At 68.3% G+C, this 18,101-nt stretch carries 11 protein-coding genes and 6 pseudogenes; 10 read left to right on the top strand and 7 right to left on the bottom strand.

Features of this window, described 5'->3' with window-relative positions; all coding sequences use genetic code 11:
• Window positions 1-22 precede the first annotated feature (22 nt).
• Window positions 23-901: a TauD/TfdA family dioxygenase gene (locus ACHMXE_RS30585; protein WP_203205499.1), complete on the bottom strand. Its 879-nt coding sequence runs from the start codon at window positions 899-901 to the stop codon at window positions 23-25.
• Between the two features lie 29 nt (window positions 902-930).
• Window positions 931-1,950 (bottom strand): tripartite tricarboxylate transporter substrate binding protein, encoded by a 1,020-nt coding sequence (locus ACHMXE_RS30580; protein ID WP_209540759.1) that lies wholly within the window; start codon window positions 1,948-1,950, stop codon window positions 931-933.
• A gap of 114 nt (window positions 1,951-2,064) precedes the next feature.
• Here ACHMXE_RS30580 and ACHMXE_RS30575 point away from each other — a divergent pair, with 114 nt between their 5' ends.
• Window positions 2,065-2,850 (top strand): IclR family transcriptional regulator, encoded by a 786-nt coding sequence (locus ACHMXE_RS30575; RefSeq protein ID WP_209540758.1) that lies wholly within the window; start codon window positions 2,065-2,067, stop codon window positions 2,848-2,850.
• 40 nt (window positions 2,851-2,890) lie between these two features.
• Here ACHMXE_RS30575 and ACHMXE_RS30570 read toward each other — a convergent pair whose 3' ends face one another.
• Window positions 2,891-3,532 carry a GntR family transcriptional regulator gene (locus ACHMXE_RS30570; RefSeq protein ID WP_203205502.1) on the bottom strand — a complete coding sequence of 214 codons (642 nt, stop codon included), beginning with the start codon at window positions 3,530-3,532 and terminating at the stop codon, window positions 2,891-2,893.
• 159 nt (window positions 3,533-3,691) lie between these two features.
• Between ACHMXE_RS30570 and scpA the strand changes: the two are divergent.
• The 8 genes and pseudogenes from scpA to ACHMXE_RS30530 all read left to right on the top strand — a co-directional run bounded on the left by scpA (window position 3,692) and on the right by ACHMXE_RS30530 (window position 13,703).
• Window positions 3,692-5,855, top strand: a pseudogene (gene scpA / locus ACHMXE_RS30565) (methylmalonyl-CoA mutase).
• A gap of 143 nt (window positions 5,856-5,998) precedes the next feature.
• A pseudogene (locus ACHMXE_RS30560) lies at window positions 5,999-6,121 on the top strand (hypothetical protein); the annotation flags it as partial.
• A 351-nt stretch (window positions 6,122-6,472) separates the two neighbouring features.
• A pseudogene (meaB, locus tag ACHMXE_RS30555) lies at window positions 6,473-7,484 on the top strand (methylmalonyl Co-A mutase-associated GTPase MeaB).
• 95 nt (window positions 7,485-7,579) lie between these two features.
• Window positions 7,580-8,455 carry a hypothetical protein gene (locus tag ACHMXE_RS30550; protein ID WP_395347848.1) on the top strand — a complete coding sequence of 292 codons (876 nt, stop codon included), beginning with the start codon at window positions 7,580-7,582 and terminating at the stop codon, window positions 8,453-8,455.
• Window positions 8,456-8,476: 21 nt separating this feature from the next.
• Window positions 8,477-10,022: pseudogene (locus ACHMXE_RS30545) on the top strand (acyl-CoA carboxylase subunit beta).
• A 108-nt stretch (window positions 10,023-10,130) separates the two neighbouring features.
• Window positions 10,131-12,184: pseudogene (locus ACHMXE_RS30540) on the top strand (acetyl-CoA carboxylase biotin carboxylase subunit).
• Window positions 12,184-13,221 carry a biotin synthase BioB gene (gene bioB / locus ACHMXE_RS30535; RefSeq protein WP_395347846.1) on the top strand — a complete coding sequence of 346 codons (1,038 nt, stop codon included), beginning with the start codon at window positions 12,184-12,186 and terminating at the stop codon, window positions 13,219-13,221. Before ACHMXE_RS30540 ends, bioB begins: the two are co-directional and overlap by 1 nt.
• Complete coding sequence (locus ACHMXE_RS30530; RefSeq protein WP_203205510.1) at window positions 13,218-13,703, top strand: VOC family protein; 486 nt, start codon at window positions 13,218-13,220, stop codon at window positions 13,701-13,703. The genes bioB and ACHMXE_RS30530 overlap by 4 nt, the downstream gene beginning before the upstream one ends.
• 12 nt (window positions 13,704-13,715) lie before the next feature.
• On the opposite strand, the gene ACHMXE_RS30525 is transcribed toward ACHMXE_RS30530, so the two are convergent.
• Window positions 13,716-14,213 (bottom strand): Lrp/AsnC family transcriptional regulator, encoded by a 498-nt coding sequence (locus ACHMXE_RS30525; protein WP_208512240.1) that lies wholly within the window; start codon window positions 14,211-14,213, stop codon window positions 13,716-13,718.
• Window positions 14,214-14,339: 126 nt separating this feature from the next.
• Here ACHMXE_RS30525 and yedA point away from each other — a divergent pair, with 126 nt between their 5' ends.
• The gene (yedA, locus tag ACHMXE_RS30520; RefSeq protein WP_395347845.1) at window positions 14,340-15,245 is read left to right on the top strand and encodes a drug/metabolite exporter YedA; all 906 of its coding nucleotides are present in this window, start codon (window positions 14,340-14,342) and stop codon (window positions 15,243-15,245) included.
• Between the two features lie 13 nt (window positions 15,246-15,258).
• On the opposite strand, the gene ACHMXE_RS30515 is transcribed toward yedA, so the two are convergent.
• The 3 genes and pseudogenes from ACHMXE_RS30515 to ACHMXE_RS30505 all read right to left on the bottom strand — a co-directional run bounded on the left by ACHMXE_RS30515 (window position 15,259) and on the right by ACHMXE_RS30505 (window position 18,002).
• Window positions 15,259-15,897, bottom strand: a complete 639-nt coding sequence (locus ACHMXE_RS30515) for a LysE family translocator (RefSeq protein WP_395347844.1) — start codon at window positions 15,895-15,897, stop codon at window positions 15,259-15,261.
• Window positions 15,894-16,526 carry an RnfABCDGE type electron transport complex subunit B gene (locus ACHMXE_RS30510; RefSeq protein ID WP_395347843.1) on the bottom strand — a complete coding sequence of 211 codons (633 nt, stop codon included), beginning with the start codon at window positions 16,524-16,526 and terminating at the stop codon, window positions 15,894-15,896. The genes ACHMXE_RS30515 and ACHMXE_RS30510 overlap by 4 nt, the downstream gene beginning before the upstream one ends.
• Window positions 16,527-16,542: 16 nt before the next feature.
• Window positions 16,543-18,002 (bottom strand): annotated as a pseudogene (locus ACHMXE_RS30505) (polyhydroxyalkanoate depolymerase).
• Between the last annotated feature and the right edge of the window lie 99 nt (window positions 18,003-18,101).

Below are 18,101 nucleotides of genomic sequence, written 5' to 3'. Positions count from 1 at the left end.
CTCCTGCTTCCTTTGCTTCTTTTCAGGCCGCCATCAGCGTGGCCTCGGGCACGTCCTCGATGGTGGTGCGGCGCAGCTCGCGGCGCTCGGCGATGTCGAAGCGCCGGCCGCGGTGCAGGGTGCTGCGGTTGTCCCACATCACGAGGTCGTGCACCTGCCATTCGTGGCGGTAGACGAACTCGCGCTGGGTCGCGTGCTCGAGCAGGTCCGCGAGGCGCATGCGGGCCTCGGCCACGGGCCAGCCGACGATCTCGCGCGCATGCACGCCCACGAACAGCAGCTTGCGCCCCGAGCCGGGATGCGTCTGCACCAGCGGCCAGGTGGCCGGCGGGATGGTCTTCTTCTGTTCGTCGGTGTAAGCCTCGTCGCCCAGCAGGATGCGCGTGTGCAGCGCGTAGTGCTCGGCGCTCAGGCCTTCGAGTTCGGCCTTGTCGCGTTCGGGCAGGGCGTCGTAGGCGGCGCGCAGGTCGGTGAACTCGGTGTTGCCGCCCCAGCTCGGCAGCACCAGCGCATGCAGCATCGAATAGGCGGCGCGCGGGTTCTGGAACGAGCTGTCGCTGTGCCAGAGCTGGTTGGCGAAGTTCGAGAGGTTCTTCGGTGAATCGCGGCGCGCGACGTTGCCTTGCGCATCGACGTTCGAGATGTCGATCAGGCGCTCGTCCTCGAGCCGCTCGGGACGCTTGAACACCTTCTTGAGGCCGAGGTCGAGCGGCCCGAAGGCCTTGGCGAAATCGAGCTGCTGCTGGCCCGTGAGCGGCTGGCCGCGCCAGACCAGCACGGCATAGCGGTTCATCGCGGCGTTGATCTGCCTGACCTCGTCGCTCGAGAGCGGCCGGGCGATGTCGATGCCGCGCGCTTCGGCGGCGAAATGCGGATGCAGGGGGGTGAGTGCTAGGGGCATGGGAAGGGTGTCCGGATGGAAAGAGGGGCTCACTCGGGCTGGATGCCCGCGTCGGCGATGACGCGCGCCCAGCGCTTCATCTCCGACTGCACGAAGGCGTCGAACTGCGCGGGCGTGGAGGCGACCACCTCCATGCCCTGTTCCTCCACGCGCTTGCGCATTTCGGGATCGAGCAGCACGCGGCGGGTGTCCGACTGGATCTTCTCGATGACGGCCGGCGGCGTGCCGTGCGGCGCGATGAAGCCGAGCAGCGCGTTGACGTGGAAGCCGGGCAGGGTCTGCGCGACGGTCGGATAGCTGAAGCCGGGCACCGGCTTGTCGCCGAGGGTGGCGATCAGCTTCATGCGGCCGGCCTTGACGAAGGGCAGCACCGAGAGGAAGGGGTCGACCACGAGGTCGATACGACCGCCCATGAGTTCGGTGTGCGCGGGCGAGCTGCCCTTGAAGGGCGCGTGCAGCATGTCGAAGCCGGCCTCGCGCTTGAGCAGCTCGGCCCCCAGGTGGGTGGTGCTGCCGGCCCCGGGCGTGCCGTAGGTCAGCTTGCCGGGGTTCTTCTTCGCATAGGCGATCAGCTCGGCCAGCGTGTTGAAGGGCGCGTCGGGCCGGGCCACGATGGCCAGCTGCAGGTTGGCGATCTGCGTGATGCCCGCGATGTCCTTGAGCGTGTCGTAGGGCAGGGTCTTGCGCAGCGAGGGGTTCACCGCGAACGAGGAATTCACCATGCCGATGGTCAGCCCGTCGGGCGGGGCCTTGGCGACGAAGTCGGCACCGATGGCGGTGCCCGCGCCGGGCTTGTAGTCGACGATGACCGGCTGGCCCCAGCTTTCCTGCAGCTTCATGGCGATGAGCCGGCCGACGGTGTCGGTCGGCCCACCGGGGGCGAACGGCACGATGAGCTTCACCGGTCCCTTGGGGAATGTGGCGGCGGCGGGCGCGGCGGCCTGCGCGAAACCCGGGAGGCTGGCGCCGGCCAGGAGGCCGAGGCCGGTGCAGAGCAGGTCGCGGCGGCGCGGCGACGGCGGCGAGAAGTGGGGGTTTTGTCTCGTCATCTCTTTATTTTGAAACAGTGTTCCGAAATAATGATCCTCCAAAGTTCTCGCGTCAACCCGTTTTTGCTGAAAAATGGCAACAAAGATCCATCAGGGAAGCAAAGGTTTCTAAAAATGAATGACGCGTCTGGCGGCAGGGAAGAGGTGAGCGCGCTCGCCAGGGGACTGGCTCTGCTGAAGGTGATCGGGATGGCGGCGGCGCCCATGGGCAACCGCGAACTGGCGGATGCGACCGGCATTCCCAAGGCGACGGTGTCGCGGCTCACGGCCACCCTGGTCGGAGCGGGCTATCTGCGGCAGTCGCAGGACAGCGAGCGTTTCAGCCTGGGGTCGGCGCTGCTCGACATGAGCAGCCGCTACCTGCGGCACTTCGACCTGCGCACGGTGGCGCGCCCGCATCTCGCGGCGCTGTCGGACTTCTCGGGCGCGAGCGTGCACATGGGCGTGCGCGACGAGCTCGACATGCTGATCATCGATTCGCTGCGTCCGCGCTCGGTGATGATCAGCTCGCGCATCGAGGTCGGCTCGCGCATGACGATCGCCACCTCGGCCGCCGGGCGGGCCTACCTGGCCTCGCTCGCGGCGCCCGAGCAGGAGGCGCTGCTGGCGCAGATCCGGCAGGAAAGCGGCGAGAACTGGCCGCGCATCGAGCCGGGGCTGATCTCGAGCATGGAGGAGTACGCGCGCGTGGGCTACTGCGGCTCGTTCGGCGAATGGCATCCGCACATCCATGCGCTGGGCTTCGCGCTGCGCGGTCCGCGCGGCGAGCGTTACGCGGTGAGCTGCGGCGGCCCGGCCTACCTGCTGCCCAAGGACACCATGCTGGCGCGCGTGGCGCCTCGGCTGCTCGAGACGGCGCAGCGCATCGCGGCCGAGGCGGGCACGGTCGATCTCGATTGAGTGAAGAGAAGCAGGCCGCCGCGCGGTCCGGTGGCGAACGCTAGGCCGCCGCTTCCAGCCCGTTGCTGAAGTGCTCGCGCATGCGCGCCATGGCGGCCTCGCCATCGCGCGCCTCGATCGCGGCCATCACCGCGCGATGCTCGGCCAGCGACTCCCCGATCCGCCCGGCCTTGAGCAGCGAGTTGTGGCGGTTGAGCTTCATCACCTTGCGCAGGTCGGCCACCATCTGGTCGCGCCACTTGTTGTTGGCGATGGCCAGCAGGCGCATGTGGAAGCGCTCGTTGACCGCGAAGAAATGCTCGCGGTCTTCGGGCGCGGCGGCGGCCTCGAGCTCGGCATGCAGCGCGCGCAGCTCGGCGAGCTGGGCCTCGGTGGCGCGCTCGGCCACCACGCCGGCGGCATCGCTCTCGAGCAACGAGAGCAGGTGGTAGACGTCGGCCAGGTCCTGCTCCGACACCTCGGTCACATAGGCGCCACGGCGCACCTTCATCGTCACCAGGCCCTCGGCGGCCAGCACCTTCAAAGCCTCGCGCAGCGGCGTGCGACTGATGCCGTACTCCTCGGCGAGCTTGAGCTCGTCGATCCAGCTGCCCGGTTCGAGCTCGCGGCGGAAGATCCGCTGGCGCAGCAGCTCGGCCACCTCTTCATAGAGGGCGCGCGGGGTGAGGGTGACGGCGGACATGGGCGGGACTGTACTTCAAAAATCGCGTTTGAATTAATAATTATGGATCGGTTAGACTCGCGGCCGGCCTGCAAATCCCTGCGGACCCCCAGCGATTCCAGCGAATCCTTTCCTCCAGCAGCACACCCCCTGCACGACACACTGCGAAGCGGCGCCTCCATGAGCAGCAAACCCGAACCCTCCTTCAAGCCCGCCACTCTCGAGGCCTGGGCCAAGGCCGCCGCCAAGTCGGCCCCCGGCGGCGACGTCGCCGCGCTGAACTGGATCACGCCCGACGGCATCAGCGTCAAGCCGCTGTACACCGCGGCCGACCTGCAGGACCTGAAGTACACCGACACGCTGCCGGGCTTCGAGCCCTACCTGCGCGGCCCGCAGGCCACGATGTACGCGGTGCGCCCGTGGACCATCCGCCAGTACGCCGGCTTCTCGACCGCCGAGGAATCGAACGCCTTCTACCGCAAGGCGCTGGCCGCCGGCGGGCAGGGCGTGAGCGTGGCCTTCGACCTCGCCACCCACCGCGGCTACGACAGCGACCATCCGCGCGTGACCGGCGACGTGGGCAAGGCCGGCGTGGCGATCGATTCGGTCGAGGACATGAAGATCCTGTTCGACCAGATCCCGCTCGACAAGGTCAGCGTGTCGATGACCATGAACGGCGCGGTGCTGCCGGTGCTCGCGGGCTACGTGGTGGCGGCGGAAGAACAGGGCGTGGCGCAGGACCAGCTCAGCGGAACCATCCAGAACGACATCCTCAAGGAGTTCATGGTCCGCAACACCTACATCTTCCCGCCCGCGCCGAGCATGCGGATCATCGGCGACATCATCGAGTACACGGCGCAGAACATGCCGAAGTTCAACTCGATTTCGATCAGCGGCTACCACATGCAGGAAGCCGGCGCCAACCAGGCGCTGGAGCTGGCCTTCACGCTGGCCGACGGCAAGGAATACGTGAAGACCGCGCTGGCCAAGGGCCTCGACGTCGACGGCTTCGCCGGACGCCTCAGCTTCTTCTGGGCCATCGGCATGAACTTCTACCTCGAGGTGGCCAAGATGCGCGCGGCGCGCCTGCTGTGGTGCCGGATCATGAAGGAGTTCGAGCCCAAGAACCCCAAGAGCCTGATGCTGCGCACCCACTGCCAGACCTCGGGCTGGAGCCTGACCGAGCAGGACCCCTACAACAACGTGGTGCGCACCACCATCGAGGCGATGGCCGCGGTGTTCGGCGGCACGCAGAGCCTGCACACCAACGCGCTCGACGAAGCCATCGCGCTGCCGACCGAGTTCAGCGCCCGCATCGCGCGCAACACGCAGCTCATCATCCAGGAAGAGACGCACATCACGAACGTGATCGACCCCTGGGCCGGCAGCTACATGATGGAGAAGCTCACGCAGGACATGGCCGACGCGGCCTGGACCATCATCGAGGAGGTCGAGGCCATGGGCGGCATGACCAAGGCCGTGGACAGCGGCTGGGCCAAGCTCAAGATCGAGGCCGCGGCCGCCGAGAAGCAGGCGCGCATCGACTCGGGCAAGGACGTGATCGTCGGCGTCAACAAGTACAAGCTCAAGAACGAGGACGCGATCGAGAGCCTCTCGATCGACAACGTGAAGGTGCGCGACCAGCAGGTGGCGCGGCTGCAGAAGATCCGCGCCGCGCGCGACGGTGCCAAGGTGCAGGCCGCGCTCGACGCGCTGACCGAGGCGGCCGAGAACGGCAGCGGCAACCTGCTCGCGCTGAGCATCGACGCGGTGCGCCTGCGCGCCACCGTCGGCGAGATCTCCGACGCGCTCGAGAAGTCCTTCGGCCGCCACCGCGCCGACACCCAGAAGGTGACCGGCGTCTATGCCGCCGCCTACGACTCCGCCGAGGGCTGGGAGAACCTCAAGACCGAGATCAACGCCTTCGCCGAGGAGCAGGGCCGCCGTCCACGCGTGATGATCTCCAAACTGGGCCAGGACGGCCACGACCGCGGCGCCAAGGTGGTGGCCACGGCCTTCGCCGACCTGGGCTTCGACGTCGACATGGGGCCGCTGTTCCAGACGCCCGAGGAGTGCGCGCGCCAGGCGATCGAGAACGACGTGCATGCGGTGGGGGGTGAGCACGCTCGCGGCCGGCCACAAGACGCTGGTGCCCGCGATCATCGCGGAGCTGCGCAAGCAGGGCGCGGACGACATCATCGTGTTCGTCGGCGGCGTGATCCCGCGCCAGGACTACGACTTCCTCTACGAGGCCGGCGTGAAGGGCATCTACGGACCGGGCACGCCGATCCCGGCGAGCGCGAAGGACGTGCTGGAGCAGATCCGCGCGGCGGTCGCGGCCTGACGAGAGCGGACGTGGGCGATCTTTCGTCGCGACCGTCTCTTGCTCGCTGTTCGCCAACAACCGTTCGGGCTGAGCTTGTCGAAGCCTTTCCCTGCACTCCGCTGACGTGAAACCCTTCTACGTTTATCTGCTGCACTGTTCGGATGGCTCCTATTACGCGGGCAGACGACGATATCGAAGCCCGGATGAGGCAACACCTCGATGGCGGGATCGGCTATACGTCGACGCGCAAGCCTGTCGAACTCGTATGGCAGGGCGAATTCGAAACGCGTGAGGCGGCGATCGCGTTCGAGCAGCAGATCAAGGGCTGGTCGCGTGCCAAGAAGGAAGCGTTGATCCGCGGCGACTGGGAGGCGATTCAGTCGCTGGCCAGGTCGCGATCCAATTCCCGACCCGAGGACGGTGGGGAGCGGCTTCGACAGGCTCAGCCCGAACGGTTGGGGGCGCATTCGTCGTCCCCATCAACTCTGCCCGAACGTGGGGAGGCGCATTCGCCATCCCTATCCGTTCGGCCTGAGCTTGTCGAAGGCGTGGCACAACTTCAATCCTTCGACAAGCTCAGGACAGGCCAAGCTCACCCCGAACGGGCGGGGGCAGACGATCGTTTTGCCGCCATCCTGAACGGTGTCCTCGCAGGCGACGGCCTCGTCCAGCGCCGTGCCATCGCCAAAGCCATCACGCTGCTCGAATCCACCCGTGCCGACCACCGCGCGCAGGCCGACGAGCTGCTCACCGCGCTGCTGCCGCGCACCGGCAACTCGTTCCGGCTCGGCATCTCGGGCGTGCCCCGGCGTGGGCAAGTCGACCTTCATCGAGACCCTGGGCCTGCTGCTGATCGACAAGGGCCACCGCGTCGCGGTGCTCACCATCGACCCCTCGTCCACCGTCTCGGGCGGCTCCATCCTCGGCGACAAGACGCGCATGGAACGGCTCTCGGTGCACGAGCGCGCCTACATCCGCCCCAGCCCCTCGAGCGGCACGCTCGGCGGCGTGGCCGAGAAGACGCGCGAGGCGATGCTGGTGTGCGAGGCCGCGGGCTACGACGTGGTGATCGTCGAGACCGTGGGCGTGGGCCAGAGCGAGACCGCGGTATCGGGCATGACCGACATGTTCGTGCTGATGCAGCTGCCCAACGCCGGCGACGACCTGCAGGCGATCAAGAAGGGCGTGATGGAGATCGCCGACCTGGTCGTCATCAACAAGGCCGACATCGACAAGGACGCCGCCACGCGCGCGCAGGCGCAGATCACCTCGGCGCTGCGGCTGTTCGGCCAGCACGGCCATCCCGACCATGCGCGCCACGACGAGAGCTTCTGGCATCCGCAGGCGATCCAGCTCAGCGCATTGCTCGGGCAGGGCGTCGAGGCGTTCTGGACCCATGTCGAACGCTTTCGCGCGCTGCAGGCTGCCAACGGCCGGCTCATGGGCCGCCGCCAGCAGCAGGCCAAGTCGTGGATGTGGGAGCGCATCGAAGCGGGACTGCGCCATGCCTTCCGCCATCACCCGCGCGTGAAGGAGGAGCTGCCGGCGCTGCTGGGCCAGGTGGGCGCGCTCGAGCTGGCGCCGTCGACCGCGGCGCGCCGCCTGCTCGGCCTCTATGCAGGCGACGAGAGCGCATCGGCCCACTGAACGACCACGGCTTCGCGCGCGGTTTCGACACCGCGGCGGGCAGCTTTGCCTGGGGCACGACCTTCGAGCAGCTGGAGGCGCGCGGGCTGCGGCCCGTGCATGCGACCGCCGCCGGCGTCAACGTCTGGCATGTGGCGGGCGCGGACGTGCTCGGGCTGCGCAGCAGCCGCATGGAACTCATGGTGCCGCGGCCCGGGCGTCCGGTGATGCAGGTGTGGCACCGGCTGGACCTGCCGGCGGGCGAGTCGCACGTCGACTTCGCGCTGCGCGCGCATGCACGACTGGTCGAACGGCTCGGCATGCCGAACCATGGCGACGCGCGGCCCGCGCGCTTCAAGGAAGAGAATTCCTGGAGCGTGGCCGTCAACGCCGAGTGGCGCCTGGGGAGCGTGCGCGTGGGCGTCTCGTGGTACGGCGCGCCGCGCGACGACGAGGCGGCCGTGAAGACCAGCGGCATCCTGTTCGTCGACTGGGACGACGAGGTTGCCGCCGCCGCGCCGTGGGCCGAGGCCTGGCAGCGCGAGCAACTGGCGCTCGACGCCATGCTGCGCGGCGCGCATGCGGTGGCGAGACTCGAGGCCGGCCCTGCGCGCAACGACGCAAGAAGTGCGTCGCAGCGCGTGCTGCGCATGCCCGCGCTGCACTTCACCTTGCCCGGCTTCGCGCTGCTGCAGGGCGAGGGCGCCGCCAACCATCGATTGGTGCTGTGGTCCTCGGCCTCCGGCGATGCCTGGGGCGTCTCCGATCTCCACGACACCGTCTTCTGCCGCCGCGGCGAAAGCCTCGCGGCGCAATGGGTGCAGGTGCTGCCGGCCAAGGGCGGCGGCAGCACCGATCTCTCGTTCGGCCCGCTCGCCAACACGTCGCCCTATCGCCCGCGCGAGCGGTGCGGCGCGATCGCGCAATTCATGGACATCCTGGCCACCATGCCGGGGGCATCGTTCCAGTACAGCGAAACCTATGACTGCTGATTTTTCAAAGAGGCTTTTCTCATGCAAGAACTGATCGACGAACTCGAAAAGCGCCGTGCGCAGGCCCGCCTGGGCGGTGGACAGAAGCGCATCGACGCGCAGCACGCCAAGGGCAAGCTCACGGCGCGCGAACGCCTCGAGCTGCTGCTGGACGACGGCACCTTCGAGGAATGGGACATGTTCGTCGAGCACCGCTCGACCGACTTCGGCATGGCCGACAACAAGATCCCGGGCGACGGCGTGGTCACGGGCTACGGCATGATCAACGGCCGCCTGGTGTTCGTCTTCAGCCAGGACTTCACCGTCTTCGGCGGCGCGCTCAGCGAAGCGCATGCAGAGAAGATCTGCAAGGTGATGGACCAGGCGATGAAGGTCGGCGCCCCGGTGATCGGCCTCAACGACTCGGGCGGCGCGCGCATCCAGGAAGGCGTGGCCTCGCTCGGCGGCTATGCCGACGTGTTCCAGCGCAACGTGATGGCCTCGGGCGTGGTGCCGCAGATCAGCATGATCATGGGCCCGTGCGCGGGCGGCGCGGTGTATTCGCCGGCCATGACCGACTTCATCTTCATGGTGAAGGATTCGAGCTACATGTTCGTCACCGGCCCCGAGGTGGTGAAGACCGTGACGCACGAGAAGCGTGACGGCCGAGGAACTGGGCGGCGCCGTGACCCACACCACGCGCAGCGGCGTGGCCGACATGGCGTTCGAGAACGACGTCGAGGCGCTGATGATGCTGCGCCGCCTCTACAACTACCTGCCGCTGAACAACCGCGAGAAGCCGCCGGTGCGCCTGGGCAACAACGGCCAGGGCGATCCGGCCGACCGGCCCGACTATTCGCTCGACACGCTGGTGCCCGAGAACGCGAACAAGCCCTACGACATGAAGGAGCTGATCTTCAAGGTCGCGGACGACGGCGACTTCTTCGAGCTGCAGCCCGACTACGCGAAGAACATCGTGATCGGCTTCGCGCGCATGGAAGGCCAGACCGTGGGCATCGTCGCCAACCAGCCGCTGGTGCTGGCGGGCTGCCTCGACATCAAGAGCAGCATCAAGGCCGCGCGCTTCGTGCGCTTCTGCGATGCCTTCAACATCCCGGTCGTGACCTTCGTCGACGTGCCCGGCTTCATGCCCGGCACCGGCCAGGAGTACGGCGGCATCATCAAGCACGGCGCCAAGCTGCTCTACGCCTATGCCGAGTGCACGGTGCCGAAGATCACCGTCATCACGCGCAAGGCCTACGGCGGCGCCTACGACGTGATGGCCTCCAAGCACCTGCGCGGCGACGTCAACCTGGCCTGGCCGCGCGCCGAGATCGCGGTGATGGGTGCCAAGGGCGCGGTCGAGATCATCTTCCGCGAGGACAAGAACGATCCGGCCAAGCTCGCGGCGCGCGAGGCCGAGTACAAGGCCCGCTTCGCCAACCCCTACGTGGCGAGCGCGCGCGGCTACATCGACGACGTGATCCTGCCGCACGAGACGCGCAAGCGCATCTGCCGCTCGCTGGTGATGCTGCGCGAGAAGAAGCTCGAGAACCCGTGGCGCAAGCACGGCAACATTCCGCTCTGAACGATCAACGTCATCACCCACCGTTCGTCCTGAGCCTGTCGAAGGACTGACCCCGGCTTCGACAAGCTCAGCCCGAACGGTGTTGGGGATGCAAAGGAAAGACAAAAAATGTTCAAGAAGATCCTGATTGCGAACCGCGGCGAGATTGCCTGCCGCGTCATTCAAACGGCCAAGAAGATGGGCATCCTCACGGTCGCCGTCTATTCCGACGCCGACAAGGAAGCCCGCCACGTCGAACTGGCCGACGAGGCCGTGCACATCGGCGCCGCGCCCAGCCGCGAGAGCTACCTGCTGGCCGACCGCATCATCGAGGCCTGCAAGAAGAGACCGGCGCCGAGGCCGTGCATCCGGGCTACGGCTTCCTGTCGGAGAACGAAAGCTTCGCGAAGAGGGTCGAGGAAGAGGGCATCGCCTTCATCGGCCCCAAGCACTACTCGATCGCGGCCATGGGCGACAAGATCGCCTCGAAGAAGCTCGCCAACGAGGCCAAGGTCAACACCATCCCGGGCTGGAACGACGCCATCGAGACCGCCGAGCGCGCGGTCGAGATCGCGAAGGACATCGGCTACCCGGTGATGATCAAGGCCTCGGCCGGCGGCGGCGGCAAGGGCCTGCGCGTGGCCTTCAACGACAAGGAGGCCTTCGAGGGCTTCACCTCCTGCCGCAACGAAGCACGCAACAGCTTCGGCGACGACCGCGTGTTCATCGAGAAGTTCGTCGAGGAGCCGCGCCACATCGAGATCCAGGTGCTCGGCGACTCGCACGGCCACGTGATCTACCTCAACGAGCGCGAATGCTCGATCCAGCGCCGCCACCAGAAGGTGATCGAGGAGGCGCCGTCGCCCTTCATCAGCGATGCCACGCGCAAGGCGATGGGCGAGCAGGCGGTGGCGCTGGCCAAGGCCGTGAACTACCAGAGCGCGGGCACGGTGGAGTTCGTGGTCGGCAAGGACCAGAGCTTCTACTTCCTCGAGATGAACACCCGCCTGCAGGTGGAGCATCCGGTGACCGAGTGCATCACCGGCCTCGACCTGGTGGAACTGATGATCCGCGTGGCGGCCGGCGAGGCACTGCCGCTGACGCAGGAGCAGGTCAAGCGCGACGGCTGGGCGATCGAGTGCCGCATCAATGCCGAGGACCCGTTCCGCAACTTCCTGCCCTCGACCGGCCGGCTGGTGAAGTTCCAGCCGCCGGCCGAGACTATGTTCGCGAGCGACACCGAGCACCTGCAGGGCGTGCGCGTGGACACCGGCGTGTACGAGGGCGGCGAGATCCCGATGTACTACGACTCGATGATCGCCAAGCTGATCGTGCACGGCAAGGACCGCAACCACGCGATCGCTCGCATGCGCGAGGCGCTCAACGGCTTCGTGATCCGCGGCATCAGCAGCAACATCCCGTTCCAGGCCGCGCTGCTTGCGCATCCGAAGTTCGTGGCCGGCGACTTCAACACCGGCTTCATCGCCGAGAACTACGGCAAGGGCTTCCATGCCGAGGACGTGCCGCACAGCGAGCCCGATTTCCTGGTCGCGCTGGCGGCCTACGTGCACCGCCGCTACCGCGCGCGCGCCTCGGGCATCAGCGGCCAGCTCGAAGGCCATGGCGTGAAGGTGGGCGAGCAGTTCGTGGTGGTGGAACTCGGCGCCCAGGGCGAGCACGTGCACCACCCGGTGACCGTGAGCGACTTCCACGGCAAGACCGGCGCGAGCGCGGTCACGGTCGGCGGCAAGAGCACCTACAAGATCGACAGCAGCCTCGCGCTGGGCGCGGTGCGCGTGCAGGGCATCGTCAACGACAAGCACTTCACCGCGCAGGTGGAGCGCGGCGCCGGCAAGAATCCGCTGGCGCTGCGGGTGTCGAACGATGGCCGCCAGATCGAGGCCATGGTGCTGTCGCCGCTGGGCGCGCGCCTGCTCGCGCTGATGCCGCACAAGGCGCCGCCGGACCTCAGCAAGTTCCTGATGTCGCCGATGCCGGGGCTGCTGGTCGAGGTGGCGGTGCAGCCGGGCCAGCAGGTGCAGGCCGGCGAGAAGCTCGCGGTGATCGAGGCGATGAAGATGGAGAACGTGCTGTTCGCCGCGCAGGACGGCGTGGTCGGCAAGATCTCCGCGGCCAAGGGCGAGTCGCTCGCGGTCGACCAGATCATCCTGGAGTTCAACTGATGGGGGCCAGCGACCTGCAGGCCGTGGTGCTGCACCGGCCCGCGAAGCCGGTGGCGACGCCGGCGCCCGAAGGCCGCTGGTCGGTCGAGGCGATCCAGGCGCTGCTCGACAAGCCGCTGATGGAGCTGCTGTTCGAGGCCCAGACGGTGCATCGCCAGCACTTTCCCGCGGGCGACATCGAGCTGGCCACGCTGTTGTCGGTGAAGACCGGCGGCTGCCCCGAGAACTGCGGCTACTGCCCGCAGTCGGCCGAGTTCGACACCGGCGTGAAGGCGCAGAAGCTGATGGAGGTCGACGAGGTGCTGCGCGCCGCGCAGGCCGCCAAGGACGCGGGCGCCACGCGCTTCTGCATGGGCGCGGCCTGGCGCGCGCCCGAGGACCGCGACGTCGAGAAGGTGGCGGTGCTGGTCGAGGCCGTGAAGGGCCTGGGCCTGCAGACCTGCGCCACGCTCGGCATGCTCGAGCCGCACCATGCGCGGCAGCTCAAGGCCGCGGGCCTCGACTACTACAACCACAACCTCGACACCGCGCCCGAGTACTACACCGACATCGTCGACACCCGCAGCTACCAGGACCGGCTCGACACGCTGGCCCATGTGCGCAGCGCCGGCATCAGCGTGTGCTGCGGCGGCATCGTGGGCATGGGCGAGGCGCCGGTGCACCGCGCGGGGCTGATCGCGCAGCTGGCCAACCTCGATCCGTACCCGGAGTCCGTGCCGATCAACAGCCTGGTGCGCGTGCCCGGCACGCCGCTGGCCGACTCGGAACCGATCGATCCCTTCGACTTCGTGCGCATGATCGCGGTCGCGCGCATCACCATGCCGACCGCGCGCGTGCGCCTGTCGGCCGGCCGCCAGCAGATGGGCGAGGCGGTGCAGGCGCTGTGCTTCATGGCCGGCGCGAATTCGATCTTCTACGGCGACAAGCTGCTGGTCACGGGCAATCCCGACGTCGAGGCCGACGTGCAGCTGTTGCGCAAGCTGGGGCTGCGCTCGCACCGCGCCTCGACCGACACGAACCCGGAGTCCTGCCAATGAGCGCCATCCAACGTCCCTTCCGCGTGCTGGGCATCCAGCAGATCGCGATCGGCGGTCCCGACAAGACCCGGCTGCAGAAGCTCTGGGTCGACATGCTGGGGCTCGAGGTCACGGGCACCTTCCGAAGCGAGCGCGAGAACGTGGACGAGGACATCTGCGCGATCGGCACCGGCCCGTTCAAGGTCGAGGTCGACCTGATGCAGCCGCTCGATCCCGAGAAGAAGCCCGCTGTGCACGCCACGCCGCTCAACCACGTGGGCCTGTGGATCGACGACCTGCCGACGGCCGTCGAATGGCTGACGTCGCAGGGCGTGCGCTTCGCGCCCGGCGGCATCCGCAAGGGCGCGGCGGGCTTCGACATCTGCTTTTTGCATCCGAAGGCGAACGACGAGTTCCCGATCGCGGGCGAGGGCGTGCTGATCGAGATGGTGCAGGCGCCGCCCGAGGTGGTGAAGGCCTTCGACGCGCTCGCCGGGCGCTGAGCCCGGACGCCTTCAGGCGTTCACGACCTTCCTGATCGGCGGCTTCACGTCCGAGCGGTGCGGCGGCAGCATCGGCTGGTGCTCGCGCGCCGGGTTCAGGATGATCGAGGTCGCGGTCTCGGTGAGGATGCAGAACTTGGTGACCACCGCGTCGAGGTGGCTCACGTCGATCACCGCGATCTCGAGGATCCAGCTGTCCTCGCCGGTCACGTTGTAGGCGTTCACGCATTCGGGCGTGTCCTGCACCAGCTTCACGACGCGGTCGTAGTCGGCGCGGCCGACGCGGATCATCGCGCGGATGCCGTAGCCCAGCTTGGCTAGGTTGACGGTGGCGCGGTAGCCGCTGATCACGCCCGCGGCCTCGAGCTTCTTCACGCGCTCGGTCACCGCCGGTTGGCTCAGGTGCACGCGCCGGCCGAGCTCGGCCATGGTGAGGCGCGCATCCTTCTGCAGCTCGGCCAGGATGCGGGTGTCGTGGGCATCGAGCGTGGGGTTCAAGGTGGATTCCATCGAAGTCCTTCAAATCGACGGCCGCGAGCCGCCAGAACCGTGATTTGCGCATGGAAGCGCGGCGGCGGCCTTCATACCATGGAGCGGCTCGGTCCACAACGGGCCATAACAACAGACACCCTCGACATGCTCTCGCTCGCCACTTCCACGCCGTCCGCGCGCGGCGGACTGCCGCCGATCATCTGGCTCTGCCTCGCCGCCACCTGGCTGGTCTGGGGCTCGACCTACCTCGCGATCAAGTACGCGTTGATCAGCTTCCCGCCCTTCCTGCAGATGGGTTCGCGCTTCCTGTTCGCGGGCCTGCTGCTCGCGGCCTGGATGCGCTGGCGCGGCGCGCCCTGGCCGAACCGGCTGCAGTGGCGCAACGCGCTGGTGGTCGGCACGCTGATGCTCGGCGGCGGCATGGGTGGCACCGCGCATGCCGAGGTCTCGGTGGGCTCGGGCCTGGTCGTGGCCTTCATCGCGGTGGTGCCGCTGATCATCGCGCTGCTCAACCTGATCTGGGGCATCGTGCCGACCAAGCTCGAGGCGATCGGCATCGCGCTGGGCCTGGTCGGCGTGCTGATGCTGACCCAGGGCAGCGGCTTCCAGGCCTCGCCGACGGGGCTGGCCGCGATCAGCATCGCCTGTGTCTGCTGGTCGGCCGGCAGCGTGCTGAGCCAGCGCGCGCTGCCGCTCGCACCGGGCGCGATGGGCTTCGCGAGCGAGATGATCTGCGGCGGCGTGGTGCTGCTGGTGCTGGCGGCGGTCTCGGGCGAGAGCCTGGCGTGGCCGCCCGCGCCGCAGGCCACGGCGGCCTGGTTCTACCTGGTGGTGTTCGGTTCGTTGATCGCCTTCAACGCCTACATGCTGCTGCTGGCGCGCGCGCCGGCCGCGCTGGCGGCCAGCTACACCTTCGTCAATCCGGTGATCGCGATGCTGCTGGGCGTGTGGATCGCCGGCGAGACGGTCACGCGCTTCGAGTGGTACGCGGTGACGGTGATCCTGGCGGGCGTGCTGATGCTGCTGCTCAAGCGCTCGGCCAGGAACTGAGCGGGCCCGTGGCTCAGGCGCCTGGGCGGCGCCACACCGCCAGCGTGGCCGCCAGCAGCCACATGCCCACGGCGCAGCCGCGGTTCAGCGCCTTGAGGCCGCGCCTGGAGAGCCAGCGCACGGCCTGCGTGCCGGCGCCGGCATAGGCCAGCATCACGCAGGTGTCGAGCAGCACGAAGATGCCGCCCAGCAGCAGGTACTGCGGGCCCTGCGGCTGCGCGATGTCGACGAACTGCGGCAGGAAGGCCGCGAAGAACAGCAGCGACTTGGGATTCGACAGCGCCACCGCGAGGCTGCGCAGCAGCGCGATGCGGCCATGCAGCCGGCTCTCGGGCGAGGACTTCGCGAGCGCGGCGCCGAGGTCGGTGGCGTCGCTGCGCCAGAGCTTGATGCCCAGCCACACGAGGTAGGCCACGCCGGCCACGCGGATCGCGTTGAACAGCCATTCCGAGGCCGCCAGCAGCGAGCCCAGGCCGAGTGCGACGACGGCGATCACGATGCTGCTGCCGAGCGAGGCACCAACGATGCCCCAGCTCGCGCGGCGCATGCCGCCGTCGATGCCGTTCGACAGCGCGAGCAGCATGGTCGGGCCCGGGATCACGGCGAGGGCGAGGGAGGCGAGCACGAAGACGAGCAGGGTGTCGAGGTTCATGGCTTGGGCGTGGAGGGACGTTGGGCGGCGGCACGGGCGCGCGCGAGCGCGGCCTCGACCACCGAGCGTTTGCGAGCCTCGGCGCTGGGCGCCTCGACCTCGGCTTCGGGGCGCTTCTTGCCCTGGCGCGCATCGGTGGGCCGGTGCTGGCCGTGCAGGGCATAGCGCGCGCGGGCATGGGCCGCCTGCGCGGGCGACCAGGCCTGCCAGCCGGTGCGGCCCGGCGTGGCGTCCTCGAGCGAGATGCAGTCGACCGGGCAGACCGGGATGCAGAGTTCGCAGCCCGTGCAGTGCGCGTCGATCACGGTGTGCATGCGCTTGTTGATGCCGAGGATGGCGTCGGTCGGGCAGGCATCGAGGCACAGCGTGCAGCCGATGCACCAGGCCTCGTCGATCACCGCCAGCCGGCGCGGGCCCTCGGTGCCGAAGGCCGGGTCGAGCGCCTGCACGGGGCGGCCGGTGAGCTGCGCCAGCCGCTCGACGCCCTCGGCGCCGCCGGGCGGGCACTGGTTGATCTCGGCCTCGGCGCCGGCCACGGCCTGCGCATAGCCCTCGCAGTCCGGATAGCCGCAACGGGTGCACTGCGTCTGGGGCAGTGCGTCGTGGATGCGTGCGGCCAGTCCGTTCACGGGAGGGAGAGGGCGCTCAGCGCGCCGCGGCGCGGGTCTTGCGCGCCACGGTCTTCTTCGGGGCGGGCGCGCGCTTCGCGGCTGCCGGTGCGGCCTTCTTGGCCGCGATGGCCTTCTTCGCGGGTGCCGTGGCCGTGGTGGCAGCCAGCTTGCGGTCGGGCTTGACCTGGTCTTCCGCCGCCAGGCTCTCGCGCGCGCCGGCGCGGCTCTGCGGCTGGTCGTTGGCGGCGATGAACTTCTGCATCTTGGGGTAGACCAGTTCGCGCCAGCGGCGGCCGCTGAAGATGCCGTAGTGGCCCGCGCCCTTGACCTCGTAATGCTCGCGCTTCGCATCGTCGATGCCGGTGCACAGCTCGTGCGCGGCCTCGGTCTGGCCCGAGCCCGAGATGTCGTCGAGCTCGCCCTCGACCGTGAGCAGCGCGGTGGCGCGGATGTCCTGCGGGCGCACGCGCTCGACTTCGCCCGTGGGGCTCTTCACGTCCCAGGTGCCGTTGACCAGGTCGAATTCCTGGAACACGGTGCGGATCGTCTCGAGGTAGTAATCGGCATCCATGTCGAGCACGGCGTTGTACTCGTCGTAAAACTTGCGGTGCGCCTCGGCGCTCGCGTCGTCGCCCTTGATCAGGTCCTTGAAGTAGTCGTAGTGGCTGCTCGCGTGGCGGTCGGGGTTCATCGCGACGAAGCCCGTGTGCTGCAGGAAGCCCGGGTAGACGCGCCGGCCCGCGCCCGGGAAGCCCTGGGGCACGCGGTAGATCACGTTGTTCTCGAACCACTCGAAGCTCTTGTTCATCGCGAGGTTGTTGACCGCCGTGGGCGACTTGCGGGCGTCGATCGGGCCGCCCATCATCGTCATGGTGAGCGGCAGCGCCTCGCCGCGGCTGGCCATCAGCGACACGGCGGCCAGCACCGGCACCGTGGGCTGGCACACGCTGACCACGTGGCAGTTGCCGTACTCGGCCTGCAGGCGGCGGATGAACTCCTGCACGTAGTTGATGTAGTCGTCGAGGTGGAACTCGCCGTCCGACAGCGGCACCAGGCGCGCGTTCTTCCAGTCGGTGATGTAGACCTTGTGGCCCTGCAGCAGGGTGCGCACCGTGTCGCGCAGCAGGGTGGCGTAGTCGGCCCGACAGCGGCGCCACCACCAGCACCACGGGCTGGCTCTCTGAGCGTCTTGAGGATGTCCGGCTCGTCGGTGAAGCGCTTGAAGCGCCGCAGCTGGCAGAAGGGCTTTTCCAGCTCGATCACTTCCTGGATCACGACGTCGTCGCCGTCGACCTTGACCGACTTGATGTTGAACTCGGGCTTCTCGTAGTCCTTGCCGAGGCGATAGAGCAGGTCGTAGCTCGCCGCCATGCGCTGCGCTCCGGGCAGCTGGCTCCAGACGGCGCCGGGGCTGTAGAGCTTGGAGGCGGCCTGGGCGAAGTCCGCGAACGGTTCCATGAGGGAACGCTGGGCTTCGTAGAGTTGGTAGAGCATCGCTGTGTCGAGTTGGAATGTTGCGGTGCAGATATCAGCGCATTTCGACACGCGCAGGGGGCCTAACCCTAGGCCCGGGAGGGCCCTCGGAGATGGCCG

Source organism: Variovorax sp. UC122_21, assembly GCF_044056785.1.
Lineage (GTDB): Bacteria > Pseudomonadota > Gammaproteobacteria > Burkholderiales > Burkholderiaceae_C > Variovorax.
Note: the sequence above shows the minus strand (reverse complement) of the source record. Positions and strands in the feature narration are given on the sequence as shown.

Bases quoted from the DNA above. Each gene is read 5' to 3' on its own strand.
- ACHMXE_RS30585 (WP_203205499.1), bottom strand. From the start codon at position 901: ATGCCCCTAGCACTCACCCCCCTGCATCCGCATTTCGCCGCCGAAGCG.
- ACHMXE_RS30580 (WP_209540759.1), bottom strand. From the start codon at position 1,950: ATGACGAGACAAAACCCCCACTTCTCGCCGCCGTCGCCGCGCCGCCGC.
- ACHMXE_RS30575 (WP_209540758.1), top strand. From the start codon at position 2,065: ATGAATGACGCGTCTGGCGGCAGGGAAGAGGTGAGCGCGCTCGCCAGG.
- ACHMXE_RS30570 (WP_203205502.1), bottom strand. From the start codon at position 3,532: ATGTCCGCCGTCACCCTCACCCCGCGCGCCCTCTATGAAGAGGTGGCC.
- bioB (WP_395347846.1), top strand. From the start codon at position 12,184: ATGGGGGCCAGCGACCTGCAGGCCGTGGTGCTGCACCGGCCCGCGAAG.
- ACHMXE_RS30530 (WP_203205510.1), top strand. From the start codon at position 13,218: ATGAGCGCCATCCAACGTCCCTTCCGCGTGCTGGGCATCCAGCAGATC.
- ACHMXE_RS30525 (WP_208512240.1), bottom strand. From the start codon at position 14,213: ATGGAATCCACCTTGAACCCCACGCTCGATGCCCACGACACCCGCATC.
- yedA (WP_395347845.1), top strand. From the start codon at position 14,340: ATGCTCTCGCTCGCCACTTCCACGCCGTCCGCGCGCGGCGGACTGCCG.
- ACHMXE_RS30515 (WP_395347844.1), bottom strand. From the start codon at position 15,897: ATGAACCTCGACACCCTGCTCGTCTTCGTGCTCGCCTCCCTCGCCCTC.